Origin of the sequence: Methylovulum psychrotolerans (assembly GCF_002923755.1) — a bacterium.
GTDB classification, from domain to species: Bacteria; Pseudomonadota; Gammaproteobacteria; order Methylococcales; family Methylomonadaceae; genus Methylovulum; species Methylovulum psychrotolerans.
On the sequence record NZ_PGFZ01000016.1, the window covers coordinates 36,671 to 52,837 of the forward strand.

General features: G+C 50.2%; 16 protein-coding genes and 1 pseudogene. 1 reads left to right on the forward strand and 16 read right to left on the reverse strand.

The window, feature by feature from the left end:
• Window positions 1-55: 55 nt before the first annotated feature.
• The 16 genes from AADEFJLK_RS20960 to AADEFJLK_RS21035 all read right to left on the reverse strand — a co-directional run bounded on the left by AADEFJLK_RS20960 (window position 56) and on the right by AADEFJLK_RS21035 (window position 14,963).
• Entirely contained in the window at window positions 56-793 is a 738-nt protein-coding gene (locus AADEFJLK_RS20960; protein WP_103975644.1) for a beta-ketoacyl synthase chain length factor, read from the reverse strand.
• Entirely contained in the window at window positions 790-2,037 is a 1,248-nt protein-coding gene (locus AADEFJLK_RS20965) for a cation:proton antiporter (RefSeq protein ID WP_103975645.1), read from the reverse strand. Before AADEFJLK_RS20965 ends, AADEFJLK_RS20960 begins: the two co-directional genes overlap by 4 nt.
• Window positions 2,034-4,343, reverse strand: coding sequence for an MMPL family transporter (locus AADEFJLK_RS20970; protein WP_103975646.1), 2,310 nt, complete (start codon window positions 4,341-4,343; stop codon window positions 2,034-2,036). The genes AADEFJLK_RS20965 and AADEFJLK_RS20970 overlap by 4 nt, the downstream gene beginning before the upstream one ends.
• Window position 4,344: 1 nt before the next feature.
• Window positions 4,345-4,980, reverse strand: coding sequence for a LolA family protein (locus AADEFJLK_RS20975; protein WP_103975647.1), 636 nt, complete (start codon window positions 4,978-4,980; stop codon window positions 4,345-4,347).
• The gene (locus AADEFJLK_RS20980) at window positions 4,981-5,625 is read right to left on the reverse strand and encodes a COG4648 family protein (protein ID WP_103975648.1); all 645 of its coding nucleotides are present in this window, start codon (window positions 5,623-5,625) and stop codon (window positions 4,981-4,983) included.
• A gap of 28 nt (window positions 5,626-5,653) precedes the next feature.
• Window positions 5,654-6,217 carry a hypothetical protein gene (locus AADEFJLK_RS20985; RefSeq protein ID WP_146054691.1) on the reverse strand — a complete coding sequence of 188 codons (564 nt, stop codon included), beginning with the start codon at window positions 6,215-6,217 and terminating at the stop codon, window positions 5,654-5,656.
• Between the two features lie 105 nt (window positions 6,218-6,322).
• Complete coding sequence (locus tag AADEFJLK_RS20990) at window positions 6,323-7,828, reverse strand: phytoene desaturase family protein (protein WP_170065199.1); 1,506 nt, start codon at window positions 7,826-7,828, stop codon at window positions 6,323-6,325.
• Window positions 7,825-8,247, reverse strand: a complete 423-nt coding sequence (locus AADEFJLK_RS20995; protein ID WP_103975651.1) for an acyl-CoA thioesterase — start codon at window positions 8,245-8,247, stop codon at window positions 7,825-7,827. Before AADEFJLK_RS20995 ends, AADEFJLK_RS20990 begins: the two co-directional genes overlap by 4 nt.
• Window positions 8,240-9,775, reverse strand: a complete 1,536-nt coding sequence (locus AADEFJLK_RS21000) for an HAL/PAL/TAL family ammonia-lyase (protein WP_103975661.1) — start codon at window positions 9,773-9,775, stop codon at window positions 8,240-8,242. The genes AADEFJLK_RS20995 and AADEFJLK_RS21000 overlap by 8 nt, the downstream gene beginning before the upstream one ends.
• On the reverse strand, window positions 9,768-10,727 hold the full coding sequence (locus AADEFJLK_RS21005) for a lysophospholipid acyltransferase family protein (protein WP_249028107.1): 960 nt from the start codon (window positions 10,725-10,727) through the stop codon (window positions 9,768-9,770). The genes AADEFJLK_RS21000 and AADEFJLK_RS21005 overlap by 8 nt, the downstream gene beginning before the upstream one ends.
• A complete protein-coding gene (locus tag AADEFJLK_RS21010; RefSeq protein WP_103975653.1) occupies window positions 10,688-11,422 on the reverse strand; it encodes a glycosyltransferase family 2 protein in 735 nt (244 codons plus the stop codon). Before AADEFJLK_RS21010 ends, AADEFJLK_RS21005 begins: the two co-directional genes overlap by 40 nt.
• Entirely contained in the window at window positions 11,419-13,131 is a 1,713-nt protein-coding gene (locus tag AADEFJLK_RS21015; RefSeq protein WP_103975654.1) for an ApeI family dehydratase, read from the reverse strand. Before AADEFJLK_RS21015 ends, AADEFJLK_RS21010 begins: the two co-directional genes overlap by 4 nt.
• The gene (locus AADEFJLK_RS21020; RefSeq protein ID WP_103975655.1) at window positions 13,121-13,663 is read right to left on the reverse strand and encodes a COG4648 family protein; all 543 of its coding nucleotides are present in this window, start codon (window positions 13,661-13,663) and stop codon (window positions 13,121-13,123) included. Before AADEFJLK_RS21020 ends, AADEFJLK_RS21015 begins: the two co-directional genes overlap by 11 nt.
• Window positions 13,663-13,911 (reverse strand): acyl carrier protein, encoded by a 249-nt coding sequence (locus tag AADEFJLK_RS21025; RefSeq protein WP_103975656.1) that lies wholly within the window; start codon window positions 13,909-13,911, stop codon window positions 13,663-13,665. The genes AADEFJLK_RS21020 and AADEFJLK_RS21025 overlap by 1 nt, the downstream gene beginning before the upstream one ends.
• A gap of 13 nt (window positions 13,912-13,924) precedes the next feature.
• A complete protein-coding gene (locus AADEFJLK_RS21030) occupies window positions 13,925-14,200 on the reverse strand; it encodes a phosphopantetheine-binding protein (RefSeq protein ID WP_103975657.1) in 276 nt (91 codons plus the stop codon).
• Window positions 14,193-14,963 (reverse strand): lysophospholipid acyltransferase family protein, encoded by a 771-nt coding sequence (locus AADEFJLK_RS21035; RefSeq protein WP_103975658.1) that lies wholly within the window; start codon window positions 14,961-14,963, stop codon window positions 14,193-14,195. The genes AADEFJLK_RS21030 and AADEFJLK_RS21035 overlap by 8 nt, the downstream gene beginning before the upstream one ends.
• A 945-nt stretch (window positions 14,964-15,908) precedes the next feature.
• Between AADEFJLK_RS21035 and AADEFJLK_RS21040 the strand changes: the two are divergent.
• A pseudogene (locus AADEFJLK_RS21040) lies at window positions 15,909-16,167 on the forward strand (IS6 family transposase); the annotation flags it as partial.

A 16,167-nucleotide genomic window follows, 5' to 3' on the forward strand; every position in this document is an offset into this window, starting at 1 on the left:
TTCTCTTAAGCTGTGGAGGTTTTAGGCCGTTTATTCGCTTGGGCGACCCTAGGTATCAGGTGATTTCGGCCAAGCTTGCCAACTTTTGCCAATGCCAAGTTTGTCTGGGCGTTGTAATCTGTAAACTGGTGTCCGCACCGGATAAGAAGGCTAGCAATAGGGGGAGCTGCACCGGCTGTTCACCTGCATAGCCGCATTGCCCATCACGTTTGAACTGCATCGCTTGCCCGTCACCGTCTTTACCGATAGCCAATACCAGCGCACTTGCGCTGTCGGCGCTCAAGCGAAACGGGGCGGCAGGATAAAAATCCGGTAGCGGTTCGTCGTAAAACACCAGCAACACCTCCGCCGCACCTTCTTGCAGTAAGCCTAATGCCTCAAGGAACCCGGATCCCACACCATCCTCACCGGATGCCAAGACCGTGATTTCACAGGTATTGCCGTAAACAATCGAGAACAGGCCGGCAATGGCATTGTGTACGGACAGGCTGAATGCCGTAGGCGAAATCTCCTCGCCCGCTTCAATCAACTTAATCATTTCCAAAGACCTGCCCAATTCACCGTGTGTGGAACTAAACACCACGGGCGACTGGCTTTTTGTGCCGGCACATTGGCTAAGCGCGCAAAAAACGGTTTTTGCCAACGGCGACAAACGCCGTTTTAAATGATTAGGGATAACGGACAAGAGGTTTTTTTGCGTTGCTGCCAATGCCATATCATCCGGTGCGGGTAATGGCGGCCAGGCCGCCCAAGCCTTTAAGACAAAACGTAAGCCCGGCGTGCTATCGGTCATGAAAACTGGCGGCCTTTATTCAACAAAGGTTTCAATAAGGCGCTGCTTAACAGTGTCGTCAAAAAGGCCATCAACACCAACGCCACAAAAATGCGCTGGTCAATCAGGTGATATTCTAAGGCCACCGATGCCAAAATGATTTCTACCGCCCCCCGACAATTTAGGCCGACACCAACAGCCGCCGCCTCCCGCCAAGACATCCCGCCCAATTTTGCGCCCAAACCCGCACCGATAATTTTCCCCACGCAGGCAAGCGCAAAAATCAGCAGGCATAAAGGGCCATCAAATTGGCTGCTAAAATTCGCCTTAAGACCTACGGACACAAAATAAAGCGGCGCAAAAAAGTTGAGGGCAAACGGCTGGATGATCGCATTAATGGTTTTTTCCTGTTCGGGGTCGTGGCCTTGGCTGAGCGCCATCCCGACCAGAAACGCGCCGAAAATGGCGTGTATGCCAATATGTTCCGCCCCGACCGCCGCCAACATAATGAGCAAGGCAATAAAAGTCAACACGCCCCCCGGCCAGTTTTTGAACAGCCAGCCGCTTTTCAATATCGGGCGCAACAACCAGCGGCCTATCGCCAAAATCAGCAGTGCGTAGCCCAGCACCAAGGCCAACGCGGTAAAAACGTTTCCGCCCACGGTTTCGCGCCCAAAGTTGCGCAACAGGAACGCAAACAGCACCCAGCCGACCAAATCGTTAATCATCGCCGAGGTCATAATTGTCATGCCGACCCTGCTGCCCAGCAAATTCATTTCCATTAATATCCTGGCAATGATAGGCAACGCGGAAATGGCCAAAGCCGTCCCCATAAAGAGTGCCAGCAACAGGTTGTCAGTGGGCGGGGCGGCTTGCCCCCACAAGCTGGGGAACAGAAACACCATGCCAAAACCTAAGGCGAAGGGCAATACGCCGCCAAACAGGCTGGTAAATATAATAGGCCATTTGCCGTTTCTAAAGTGGCTTAAGTTGACTTCCAACCCCGCCGCGAACATAAAAAACATCATCCCAACCTTCAGCAGGGTATCAATGCCCGTGGCAATCGTTTTGTCGGCCGGAAACAAGCCCGCATGAATGTCAGGGAAAACCGCGCCGAAAACAGTGGGGCCGAGCAGGATACCGCCGATGATTTCGCCTAGCACGACAGGTTGCCCCAGCCTTTTCATCACATAGCCGAATAGGCAAGCAACCGCCAACATCAGGCTAATTTGCACAAACAGGGTATGGAGCTGGGTATGGTTCATGTTATGGACGGCTGTTGAGGTTTAATAATGATTGGGCACAGCAAATACCCCAGCACCACGCCCAACACCACCACGCCCGACAAAATTCTGAGCGAGGTACTGTCCGACACCATCAGGCAGGCGAAAGCTAAGGCACTGGTCAGCATTGCCGCACCCATGGCTTGGTAAGTCAAAGCGCTGTCGCCGCCCCGGTTTTCCTGATAAAAAATACCGTAATCGACACAGATGGCGACCACCAACAAAAAACCCACCAAATGCAGAAAACTGATGGCAACCCCGGTAAATGACCAAAACCCTAACACCATGACGGCGGCCAAAACCGCCGGCAACAAGGTTTGCGCGGTTTTAAACAGGCTTTTGTAACGACCCATCAGTAAGAGGAAGATGATGATTAACCCTACCGACAACAAGTGCTGCGCCCGCCCGGTAAAATCACGCATCATCGTGTTGAGCAAGTCGCGTTGGCTAAAATACCGCACACCTTCCTGATGCGCCAAGGCCGCTTTGACCGCGTCAGGATCGTGTCCTGACAACCAGATCATGATAAGGGTTTGGTCTTTGCCTTGAATGATGCGGTTATCGAGCCATTTTTTTACCGGGGTTGCCAGCACTTGCCCAAATGTCATGGGTTGGATAGAAGGATAATTAAAATACCCCAGCTTTTCAACCGACAACCCTTGTTGCGTTAAGGCATGTTGCCAACGTAACAAGTTATCAGTGGTAAGATAATCCTGCAATACGTTCTGGTTAAGTTGTTGCTGATGTTGTGACAAAACCCAAGGATAAAGCCCGTAATAGCCGGTCAAATGCCGGGCTTGCTTAAGCGTGTCCAACACCTTATAAACCGCCTCGCTACGCCGCAAAGCCCCTTCGGCCGTACTATCAGTAACCAATACGAAGCGTCCGGGTTCTATATTGGCCATACGTTCCCGAATACGCTGGTCATTTTGCTTAAGATAATCCAATTCGGGCGTTAACGCTTGCATGTCCGCCATCCAATGCAACGATGAAACGCCAAACAGCGAGGCCACCGAGATGACTGCCGACACCGCCAATAACGCCGGCCTAAAGCGTTGGCAAAATACCGCCCACGCCCCTACGAACGGCACGTTCAACGGCCTATCCGTTTGGTTTTTCACCAACCCCGGCAACACGAACCGGGTCAGCAACAGGCTAACAATAATGCCGCTGGCCGCAAAAACAGCCACCTGTTTAAAGCCCGGATAACCCGATGCGCCTAACGCCATATACCCGATCAACGTGGTGATACCGCCCAACACCATACTGGGCCATATTTTGGCTATCACCGCCAACCTTTGGCCGGACTTAACGGTTTGGGCATGGGCGATGGCGTGCATGGGATAGTCGATACAAATCCCGACCAAGGTAGCGCCTATGGCAACCGTCATGCCATGCACATAACCAAATACCCCCTGTGTCGTAAGCATCGCCGCCAAAATGGCGATCAATAACATGGCGGACACCTGCAACAATGCGGGGAATGAGCGGAAAACCACCAAAAACAAACTCAGTAAGCCGATAACGGATAACAGGCTGACCCATTGTATATCCCCTTGGATCAGCACTTGCGTCGCGACGGCAAATACCGGCACCCCGGTCATGGACAGCCGATAGTGGGCTGCCAAGACATGGTTAGGCTTATCAAGGCGGTTAAAAACATCATTAATGGCCTTTTGGATACGCTTTTGTTGCGGCACGTCCAAGCCTGACATCGCCGTTTCCAAAATTAGATTCCGATACGCCGCCGACCCGGCTTGCCGCCTAGGCATGTCCTGCGTTTTCACCGCATTTAACGTCAACAACAAGGGGTCTTGAAGCACCATTTTTTTAACTGCCGGGCCTTGTGGCGACAGTAAAGCCTCTTTCAGTAACCCGGCGCGGGCCAGCAAGCCCGCTTCGGAAAAGAGCTCAGCCAACCCGTGTTGGTCATCTAGGCTATACCACGCGCCCGCATAAGGGCCGTACAACGCCAGCAAGGATTCCGGGGTTTCTGTATTGTCTTCCGGCGACCAAACCCCAGTCACACCGTCAATGGCTTTTAACTGGTTTTTCAGCGTTTGTATCAGCGCCGCCGGCACACCGTCCGGCTGCTGCGCATCAACGGCGAGCAGATAACGCCGCGATAAGACACCGGACTGCATTTCACTGGCCAGCAGGGTTTCTTCGGCATTGTCGCCGGCAATAATGAATGCCGACAGGTCGGTCTTGAAATTAACGCCCGCCATCACCGCCAATGCCAATAAGAGCGGCAGCAGATAAAAGCCCGTTGTGCGCCAGTTAAACAAATTATTCTCCGGCCAATTCTTGAAACAGGCCCGTTATGGCGGCATTGTTTTGGCCGCCGCCTGGGGTAGGCTGCAAGGTAAATTCACTGCTGTCCCCTTCCTCTTGCAAGATAGTGATCTTATCGATTTGCCCGCCTGGCCGTCCCGAAACAAAAATTTTAGCGACGGTTCCTGCTTTTTGCTTAGGGGACAATTCCATCAGCCAATCCTGAGGATGGCTAGTAAAAACGATATGGTATACACTGCGTAACAATGCTTCGTCGGCGGTCACTAAAGCCTTAAATACGGTAAGCGGCGCATTTAATTCATTGCCGTCATTCAAATCTGCCTGATGCCGTTCACTTTTACCCGGATCAAAATAATAGGCTTGGTTCCCTTTAGCCCCCATCAGTACCCGTTCGGGTTGCAGTTGTTCCCGAATCATCAGCTCCGGCGGCAACGCATACAAATAACCGCTGCCATGCCAAGGTTCCGCCATTAACTTCAGGTTTCGGGTTTCCTGATAAGCAACCCTAGACATGGGCTCGGATTTGAGTTTTTGCATTAATTTTAGCAGGGAATCTTCGGCATAAGCGTTGCCCATAGCCAGCAAAAATAAGGCAAACACACTAAAAACAATCGTGTTTGTTGTTCGCATTTAACGTTCCTTCATTTCCAGAAAAACCTTTCGGCCATTAATAAACAGCGCTTTCATTGTTGTTACCGGATCCGGTATGCCTTGATGCAAAATACGGGGGCCAACAAAATAGATGCGCCGGTAAATATATTCCCCAATGCCCAACACGCCCATTAAAACGTAGATCAGCACACCATTGTACAAAGCCCACCAATAATCGGCTCCCGCCGTCGCCAGTAGTACGGACACCAAAGCATTGAAGGCAAAAAAAGCCGACCATACCCAACTCAGCCGTCGGCAATACCCGCTAATTGCGGGGGGGGATTCGGGAAATTGCAACAGCACCACCCGTTCAATAAAAGTCAGATCCTTCACGCCGAACAGCCCGCGGCTAAAAAAAACCATCAGTGCCAACTGCACCAACACGGGTAAAATCTTAGCCGTGACGCTCTGCACATAATAAGCCCCCAACAACAAGGCCAGCGCAACAAGCATATTCAATACCCGTTTGGGCAATGTCCGGGCAAACCACGCCCGATGTAAAAAAACGCCCGAAAAGATCAATGGCGCCAACCAATCTATGCCGCTTTCCATCCCCTTATAAACCATATAAGGGTAACTGATAAACAAGATTGAGGCGGCAACGCCTTTAAGTACCGGCAACATCGCCGTTAATTTATAGGGGTAAGCCTGCTTAATCGATAATATCAGAGACCTTGCCGTCTTTAAAGTTAACGATAAACGTATTAAATTTATTCCGCCAGAACACCCACGCATTGGCGCTCAAGTTCGGTGTCCGCGTGATCGGCGGATAACCGATGGCGGTCGTCACCGCTTTTTTGCCCATCCCTACGCTAACCGTGCCCTTATTGATGTTCTCTTTTTCCAAAGCACTGAATTGGTTCAGGTTGACTTGTTGCTTAGCGAACAATTTGCCAAATGCCTGCTGGGTAGTGTCGCCAGTATGCTTTTGTATATTTTTGACCACCACTTTTTGGCCGGGGTTGCCGATTTCTATATTGATGGTCGCATCATCAATGCCTAACAGCTTAATTTGGGTATTGACAGGGACAGGGACACCCACTTGGTAATTGGTCGTCGGATAAATATTTTTTTCATAGTGCATAAAGACCTGGGTGTAATAAATACCGCCCTCTGTGATAGCAACACCTAATTCGTCCGCCTCTAGCTTTTTTTTGCAGGCCGCCAATGACAAACTGAGCATGATAACAATCATGCCGCGAAAAAATAGACGCATCGCTTAACTCCTCTATAATTAACAAAATAATATAAAATCAGCCGCTTATCGTTAATAGGAACAGAGCGGAGCGACTGGCGTTGTCTTAAATCCCTTTCCGGGCGGTCATAAGAGCGCTTGCCATAATTCCGACGGCCTTTTTATGCCCAAAATGTGCTGTGCGGCCTGCATACCCGATATGCTCACGCCGTATATACCGCTACCAGGGGAACACCAATGCCCGGCAAAATACAGGCCTGCCACAGGCGACGCATTTCTGATACGGACAGGGTCTATCTGGCAGGGTATGACATCCCAGCCATAGGCCGCGCCTTGGTAGTTCTGTGTGTAGCGGTGCAATGTGGCGGGCGACCCGCCTTCAATAAAATTAATATGTTGCTTTAAGTTAGGGATGTAGTCCGCGGCAATATCCACAATACTATCCATATACCCCTGTTTAGCCTCTTGCCAGGAATCCTTAACGCTATAAGGCAACAACGCGGTCAACACCAGCAAATGTTCCCCAGCAGGGGCCAATCCCGGATCCAACAAAGTCGGTACTGTGATGCCTATCCAGTCCACTTTGCCATTGAGCGTTTGCGCAAAATTTCGGTCATGGTCAAAATCCCGATAATAAAAGGATTCATGGGCCATATTCAACTGCACCAAATCCAAATCGGTCGCGATATAAACCACAAAAATGGACACGGAATGCTGCATTTTGTTAATCTTTTGCACATACCGTTCCGGGAAGTGCCGCTCGCCGACCAAATCGAAAACCGTTTGCCGCATATCGGCGTTGGCAACCACCACAGGCGCGTCGAACCGGGTGTCATTAACCATAACGCCGGCCACTTGCTTGTCTTCAATAATGATTTTTCCGACAGGCGAACGCAGCCGCACAGTGCCGCCGTGCTGACGGATACCTTTAACTAAGGCATCGGCAAAATTTTGAAAGCCGCCCTTGCAATAGTATGAGCCGTCAGCCATATAACCCATCAGCATGGCCGCCCAATAAATAAAGGACAGCTTGGAAGGCGGCAACCCCAAATAAGGCCAATTGCTGGCAAAAACGCTGCATAATTGGGGGTCGTCGATATATTCTGCCATCACCTCGGCCAAGGTCGATTTGCGGTATTGGCATAAGGCGGGCACTAATCGGCTGGCGGTATCATAGTCCGTTAACGCCATTTCGCTGGCCAAGGCTATTTCTTCAGTGACTTGCAAACAAAGCCGCACTAAATTTGCCAAGCCTTGCCGTTGCAGGGGGTAATGCTTGGCCAGCGTATTGACAAACGCCGCTACCGACTGCGGCAAAGCACTGGCAAACCCCGGATAATAGACATGGCTGAACGGGTCGGCATTGATAAATTCAAGCTCATCGCCAACACCGAGCGCTTGTAGCAACTTATAAATGACTTGCCCGCCCTGATACCCTGTAGGGCCGCAGCCGCTGACCAAATGCACGCCACCATCAAACTGGTACTTTTTCCGCTTGAAGCCATGGGCATAGCCGCCTGGGCGGTCATGAGCCTCCAACACCAGCACCGATTTACCAGCTTTGGCTAATAAAGCAGCACAGGTCAGGCCACCAATCCCGCTGCCGACAATGATAATATCGTAAGTATTCAAGATTTTTCAAAACCTAATTTTTGCCATAATATCGCCGGGCTTTCATAACACATCTCACGGTTTGCCATATCGACGGCGACTTGAGAAGTGTAGCCGCGCGATAACCGGACACCGGATACTTTATCAATAATTTGATAGTTAATTTTCAGGCGGTTTTGCCATTCGACCAGATCCGCCTGCACAATAATTTTTTGTCTGAAGATAACCGGCTTAGCGTAGCGGATGCGCAAATCAATGACTGGCCAAGCATAGCCTGAATCCCGCATCGCCATGTAACCGTAGCCAATTTTGTCGAGCAAGTCGCACCGGGCAATTTCAAAATACTTGGCGTAATTGCCGTGCCAAACGATTTCGATTAAATCGACATCAAAAAACGGCACGTCAATTTCAGTCTCTGAGCTTACAATGCTTTTATTCATACAAACTCCAGTACTCGTCGCGTATCAGCCCCAAACATAAGCGCAATGGCTGTTCCAATGCCCGGTCGGATTCCAAAAAAGGCACATGTTCCCTCACTTGGGATAGGGTCAGGCTGACATTGGCCCCCAACACCAGCGGTTGGCCTGCGCCCCGCAACTCAACCGCCTGAACGGCGGCGATCAACGTCGCGGCCGCCACCTGCTCGGTCAACTCCAGCACCCGTATGCAATCACGCGCCGCAATAGTCCCCATGCTGACCTTATCTTGATTATGGCATTCTGTGGAACGGGAAAACACGCTCGCGGGCATGGTCAATTTCAGGGCTTCCGCCGTCCATGCGGAAACGGCAATCTGTACCGCCTTAAAGCCATGGTTCAACATGGCGTGTTCGGCTTTCGCCCCGGAAAGGTTGGCGGGCAAACCTTGATTAAATTTGGGGTCGACCAGTTGCGCCAATTGCCTGTCCATCAAATCGGCCAGATTGGCCACGGCGGTTTTCATGCTGTCCATTGCAAAAGCGATATGGCCGCCGTAAAAATGCCCGCCATGCAACACCCGCCCGTTTTCGGCATCAATAATGGGGTTATCGTTGGCGCTATTGAGTTCATTTTCTATAAACTGGCGGAACCAAGGCAACGCGTCTTCCAATACCCCAATAATATGCGGCGCACAGCGCAAAGAATAACGGTCCTGTAAACGGGTGTCATTGCGGCCAGTTAGCGCGGCAACCGGCAAATCGCCACGGATACGCCCCGCAACCTTAATCTGTCCGGCATGGGGTTTGACGCCGAACAGACGTTCGTCGAAATGCCCGGCATTGCCTTGCAGCGCAATCGAAACCAAGCTGGTGATGCGGGTGTTCAACTGCGCCAAATAAGCCGCCCGTTGATGCGCCAAACAAGCGAGGGCGGTCATGACCGCCGTCCCGTTCATAATCGCCAAACCTTCTTTTGGGTTTAACGTAAGCGGCGTAATGCACAACGCCTTAAAAACGCTGGCCGCCGACCGGACTTGCCCCTGGTAACAAACCTCCCTTTCCCCCGCCAGCACCGCCGCCAGATAAGATAAGGGTGTCAAATCACCGCTTGCACCGACCGAACCTTCTTGCGGGATTAACGGCAGGATGTCATGGTCGAGCAAACCGCTGATGCGCTCCAACAATGTATAACGTACCCCAGAAAACCCTTGCGCCAGGCTATTGATACGCACCGCCATAATCGCCCGGGTTTGGGCGGGGTCAAAATGCGCGCCCAAGCCACAGCCATGAAACGTATAAAGATGCCGTGACAAGTCGGCGACATGCTCCATAGGGATAGACACGGTACAAGAATCGCCATAGCCCGTGGTGACACCGTAAACAAAACCCTCTTCACGCAATAAGGTATTGATAAACTCCGCACCCTTATTGATCCTCGCCTTAAAGAAGGCTGTATCGTCCAGCTTAAGGGACTTGGCTTGTTTGGCGATATGACAAATGTCTTCTATCGTTAACTGTCCGCCATCGACAAGCACCGTATTATTAGCCATGGCCTTCCTGCCAAAAATCATAGAAATTGAACCATTGCAACGGCTCTTTCAAGCAATAAGACTGTAGCCTGTCGGCATAGGCCTGAACATACTCTGTTATGGCGCCGTCCCGGTTTTTACGCGGCAAAACGATAGTGTCGCTAAAATGTTCGAAATAAATGGTTTGGCAACGCTGATGTTTGAGACAAAACAACGTGTACACAGGACACTTAAGCAAAGATGCCAAAATGTAAGGCCCTTGCGGGAACAAAGCAGGATGGCCTAAAAAAACGGCGCTGGAAACGCGGTTTTGTCCGCCCACGGGTGTCCTGTCCGCCGCAATCACCACAATTTCCCCTGCATCAACCTTATCCATCAACAGCATCGTAGTCGCGGCATTGATGTCGGTCACTTGAATCAAATGGACACGGCTAGATCCGGCCGCGCTGTTTAATAAGGCGTTAAATTTTTCGGCATGGCGGGTATGCACCAATACATTGACGTTCACATCTTTGCGTAAACCGGCAATGGCGCGTAACACCTCTATATTGCCGAGATGGGAACCCAGCAACACCAAGCCTTGCCCGTTATCGACATGCCCAATAATGGCCTCCCGGCCTTTATAGCCAATGTCTTGGAGCGATATTGCCCCGCCCACAGCCGCCAACTTATCGATAATGGCATTGGCAAAACTGAGAAAATGCCGATAGCTGTCATAATTTCCCCCTTGCAAACCCGCGTCCGGCAAATACGCCGCCACCTTTTCCAGATAGCGTCGGCTGGCTTGCCGCCCCGTCCGGTTTACCAACCAGTAGTAACTCACCACTGGATATAAAAAAAACTGTAACAGCCGCCTGCCAAACAACAGGTAAATCTTCAACAGCAGCTTCATGCCCCAAACAAAGCTGCTTTCTTCAATCTGCGCCCAATGGCTCATCGGATCCGCCTCGCCAAAATCCTGGGCAAGCGCCACAACATGCCAAAAAACAATTGCGCATGCTTTTTGGAAATCAGCAAATTGTCGTCCAGCATCCTGAAATGGGAAACGCCATCCAAAGGATAACGGACATCCGTATCTATATTAACCACCCCAACACCATCCCAATGTAGGCGCACGGCAATTTCTATATCAAAATCCATACGCTGGCCCAAAGCCGTCGTTTGCACTATCTTACCGACAGCGGCAAGCGGATAGCACCGGAAACCGCACATCCCATCCCTAATATCGAAAGATAACGTATTAATCCAAATCCACAGATTAGTAAACTGCCGTCCATACAGCCTTTTTTTAGAAGCGCTGCCATCAAAACGGGGCGCGCCCAAAATCAATTTATCGGGATTTGCCGCACTGGCGGACAGAAATAGGCGAATGTCGTCCAAACAGTGTTGGCCGTCAGCATCGATTTGGATAGCGTGGGTGAAACCCTTTGCCAAGGCCAACTGCAAACCCGTGATAACCGCCGCGCCTTTACCGCCATTTTTCTCCCTCTCATGCAAAGTCAGCCAAGTGCTGTCCTGCGCGGCCAACCGCCTTAATTCCGCCCCACACGCCGCCGAACTGCCGTCATTAATTAACAAACAAGGCAGCTTGAAAGGCCGCAACGCCTCCGTCACTTGGCCAATAGCCTCATGATGGTTATAAACCGGAATGACAATGCACGTTTTCATAGACTAGCCCCGTATAAAAGCCTGCCGGAACTATGCGACTCGATACGGGAACTAAAATCGAAATACAATTTGCCGCTGTCCGCATTCCAACTCAGATGCAAAATCAATTCATCGTTAGGACGGATTATCTTTTTAAATTTGACAACTTCCATGGATAAAAACCCTTTGGCAATAGGAAAAAACAGCTTGCCATACTTTTCCGCCCAGACCAACTGGGTAACACCCGGCAAAATCGGTTGGCCGGGAAAGTGCCCGGCAAAATACAACAAGCCCGCTTGCATACGCAAAGAAAGCTCCACAGCGCCGTCCTGTTGGCTGAGCAATTGCAGTTCTGGGAATATCCGTCTGTCCAAAGCCAACAAACCGACGATCATCTCATGATCGATTTTGCCTTGGGCTGACAAAGGCAAACTGTCCATAAACAGCCATTTTTTCGGCAGGACAAGATTTTCAAACGTATCAGACAAACGCATTTTCAGCTGTCCGATAACAGCGCCCCGCCCCTCTTGCCTTAAATGCCCCAACCCCTTGGCGGTTAAAACAATCAGAGCGGCAACCCGTACCCGCCCATCCCCAAAAAGGCGGCAATGCGCTTGATCCACCCAGTCTGACTGCTGTAAAGCCTGCTCCATTTCTGTCAGCGACAAACGCTTTTCTTCTATCTTTACGATGCGGTCATTTCGGCCTAACAGACAAAACCGCCCATCCTGATGCAGTTCTATCCTATCCTGCAACAAATAAGGCGGGGAGGGAGGCAAATAAGGGGATTGCAACAAATGCCGCTCGCCTATGGCCGTTATGCCGACACCAGGAAAAGGCAACCAACGCCCTTCCGTCGCCGGCTCGCGCCAAGCGATGCCGCCCGTTTCTGAACTGCCGTAAATATCTATCGGTTTGGGGCCACCATGCGCGGCAATTTGCCTTGCGACATCCGCATCCAACATACCGCCGGAACTAAAAATGGCTTTTAAAAGACGCATTTCTGACCACGGTGTCAAATCTTCATCAAGCCTTTTTAACTGGGCGGGGCTAGCCACCCAATAGGACGGACATAAAGACCGCACTGCGGATTTTAACAACGACTCCGGGCTTAGATAGGTTTGGCTATGGAAACAACGCCCGCCCGCCAACGGCCACAATACCCTGAACAACAAACCATAGATATGCTGATGGCTGACTGTCGCCAACACCTGGGATTGCGCCAAGCCTTCTCCCCACTGCCGTTCTAAAGTATCCACCTCAGTTTGCAACTGCCATAATTCCTTTTGGATAGCTTGCGGGTGGCCCGTAGAACCAGAGGTAAAAAAGGTTAATCGTGACTGCCGCAAATCCAATGGCACTAAAACCTGTGAGACCTCAGCCTCTGACTCAAACAATGGTTTCAGATGGCATGAAGGCCAATCGCCCAACAAAGCGCAACCTTGCCGCATCAGCGTCTCAGCGGTCGCCGGCCTGTTGTTGGCGGCAACCCAAACCGCCTTGCCGGTATGCCATAAGGCAAACAGCGTGACGGCAAAAGGATAAGCCTCTTCATAATACAAGGCATAATCCGTCTGTGCTTGCCGCGCAAAAACCCCCGCCCTGTCCGCCACATCCTGGCAAAAACCGATATGACTGATCTGTTGCCCTTGATAAAAAACGACCGGGGCCCTAGGGCTTAAGCCCAAAGCACATTCGGCAAGCGGTGTCGGTTTCAATTCATTGCTCACGCGCTTGCATCCTGATGCGGATAAGATATTCAATCCCCATTAACAAACCTATCAACATATAGGAAATGAAGCCATTGTAGAGGCTCCACCAGAAAAAACTGCCCCATAACGCCGTGCCTGCGGCAATCAGGCCATTGACGATAAAAAACACACACCAAACTTGGGTTACTTTTCGGGTATGGATAACGCCTTGAGCCGACAAATTAGGATCTTGCATCCTAGCCAAACGCTCAACAATAGGCGGCGGATATAACAAACTCAGCGCAAACAACAAGAAAAAACAAGCGTTCACCCCTACGGGATAAAGCCGCAAACCCAACGCACTATTTTGCCAAATGGCAAAAGCACAATATAAAACGCCAAAACCCATTAAAGGCCAGCCCAACTGCCTGTCCGCAGGGGACAAGAAAAAACGCGCCGTTAACACTACTAGCAACGCCAGAGCCATTTTCCAAGGCGCCAACACCTGAATACCCAAATAGACCGCCAAGGGATACAACAACAAGGCGCAAGCCAAAATAACCCGAAGCATCAGGGATTCATGATCCTGAATATAGACTCAACGACATCGCCCACCGTCCTAGCGGCTTTAAAATCCTCAAGCTTAAGCTCCCGTTGGGTAATTTCTTTCAGCTTCACTATCATGTCGACCGCATCAATACTGTCAAAATCCAAGTCTTCGTACAGACGGGCATCCAACGTTACCTGCTCCGCCTCAATTTCAAACATCTCCAACATTATTTTATTGATAACGCCCAATATCTCATCGCGATCTTTCATACCACCCCCCGATTCAAATCCGTTTTAATTCAAGTTGTTTGGAATAAATAAAAGCGGCTAAATGGGAAACCGAAGCGAATATATCCTTAACGTTGTCGGCTTCCGCATCGATTTTGACATCATATTTTTTTCTTATGGCCAAACCCAACTCCAAAGCATCAATTGAATCCAGCTCATAACCGCCACCAAACAAAGCCTCATGGCTATTAAAACTGGCAACACTCAAATCCTCTAAAGACAAAGTGTCAATAATCATTTGCTTTAGCTCATTTTCCAAACTGCTACTCATGTTTGCTCCGTTGTTGAGTAAAATAATCTTGTAAATAATGGTTGAAGCGGCGCACCGCAATGCTTTTTGGCGTTATTGCACGAAAATCATCCAGCACCATATCCTCGCCTACCGTCATCGACAAATGGAACCGCCGCTCAGGTATTTGATACCATTTTTCCGCCTTCGTTAAGGTACTGGGGGAACAATGCAGCGTAACAGGTGTCACTATAGCATTAGCCTGCAATGCGACCGCCGCCGCACCCCGTTGGAAATGGTATTCGGTATTGGGTACTGTCCGCGTACTTTCGGGGAAAATAATCATAATGCCGCCGGACATCAAATACGCCACACAACGGTCGATCATCTGTTGGGGATCCTCATTACTGATATAACCGGCATTGATGATAGACCCTTTCATACAAGGGTTATGGCACAGCTTACTTTTAACAATGCAGCTCGCATAAGGGATGCGGCTAAGCAAAAATACAATGTCGATCAAGGTCGGGTGGTTAGCCAAAATTAATTGGCCTGGCCGGTTCAGCCTCTCCAAGCCATTAACTTCATAAGTCATAATCCCGATCCGGTGCATCAAACCGATAAAAATGCCAAAGCTGTAATGCACACATTTTTGCGCCCGCCCCCTTTTCTTAAGAGGGCTACCAGGAATGGCGTTAAGTACAGGAAAAACCAGCACCCATAATAAAAAACCACCTATGCCAAAAACACTAAAGCTCAGACCCGTAGCAAACAAACGCCAATAATAATCCAGTCGTTTTTTCATTGTTGTCGTTTCCGATAAAAGCGTAGACCCTTTCAGTAGGCGTTTATTATTTTTGTAAGCTCAGTCAAGCCGTCTGCATAAAGGATACACCCCAACACCAAAGCGTGTTTTAACCGCACCCACCGCCCTAACCACCATTAAAAATATCTTTTTATTTCAATACTATACTAATAAATTCAATGCCACACGCCTTCCCATTAACAAGGGCGCAAGCGTCTTAGCCGCTACAGGTAAGGCCAAAGGAACACCCGCCCATGCCGCCCTTCGGCGACGCTCAGGAAACGGGGATTGGATGGCTTATGATTAATGGGCAGTTTTAGGCTGGAAGTAGGCGAATAAACCACAAAACCCCTTGTTTGTGGTTTGTCAGGGGGAGACTTTTGCCAAACCCTGTGGTTTTCAGGGCATGACACCATCCCCTTAACCAGCAGTTATACACTTGACGGTACGCCCCCGCCCCTATTTATATTTTTATGTATTATCGCTAATATCAAGTATTTTTGCGAAATATAATTACACTGCGCCAAAGAAAAACGATTTTAAAATTCAACATCCTGGCAAAACCCAATTATCCGGGTTATCCAAAGGTGGCATTGTGAAAAACGTAACAAGCGCGCCAGGATTTTTCGCGAAAGCTAAAATGGGATCCATCCGATTTTAGCGGCGAAAAATTTTCCTGGCGATTATTGCCTTCGGCTGCCCGCCTTCGTCCTGCTCCGGCCGCGGTACACAACTCCCCTTCGGTACGCTGTGCACCACTGGTCTGCGCAAATGACTTGATGCCGTTTCGAGATGGCCTTGCATGTTGACTGCGCTTCCGCTCGCACTCCAACTCCGTCAACACGCCCGGCCTCTACGGCTACGCGGGGAGCCTCGTACACCGCTCGGTTCTGTCGCAAACTTTCTAATTTTGGGGGATAATCCGCCAATTTTTGTTGCCAGACTATGAAGATCAGCTTTAAAGGCACCCACTATCCGAAAGACGTTATCCTGCACGCGGTTTTCTTCTATGTCCGGTATGGCGTTTCCTACCGCAACCTGGAAGAAATTCTGGCGGAGCGCGGTGTCGCCGTGGACCATGCGACCCTGAACCGCTGGGTTGTCCGCTATTCGCCACTGATCGCTTTGGCGGCAAAAAGCCGCAAACGGACGGTTGCCGGCTCTTGGCGTATGGACGAGACGTACATCAAAATCAAAGGGGAAT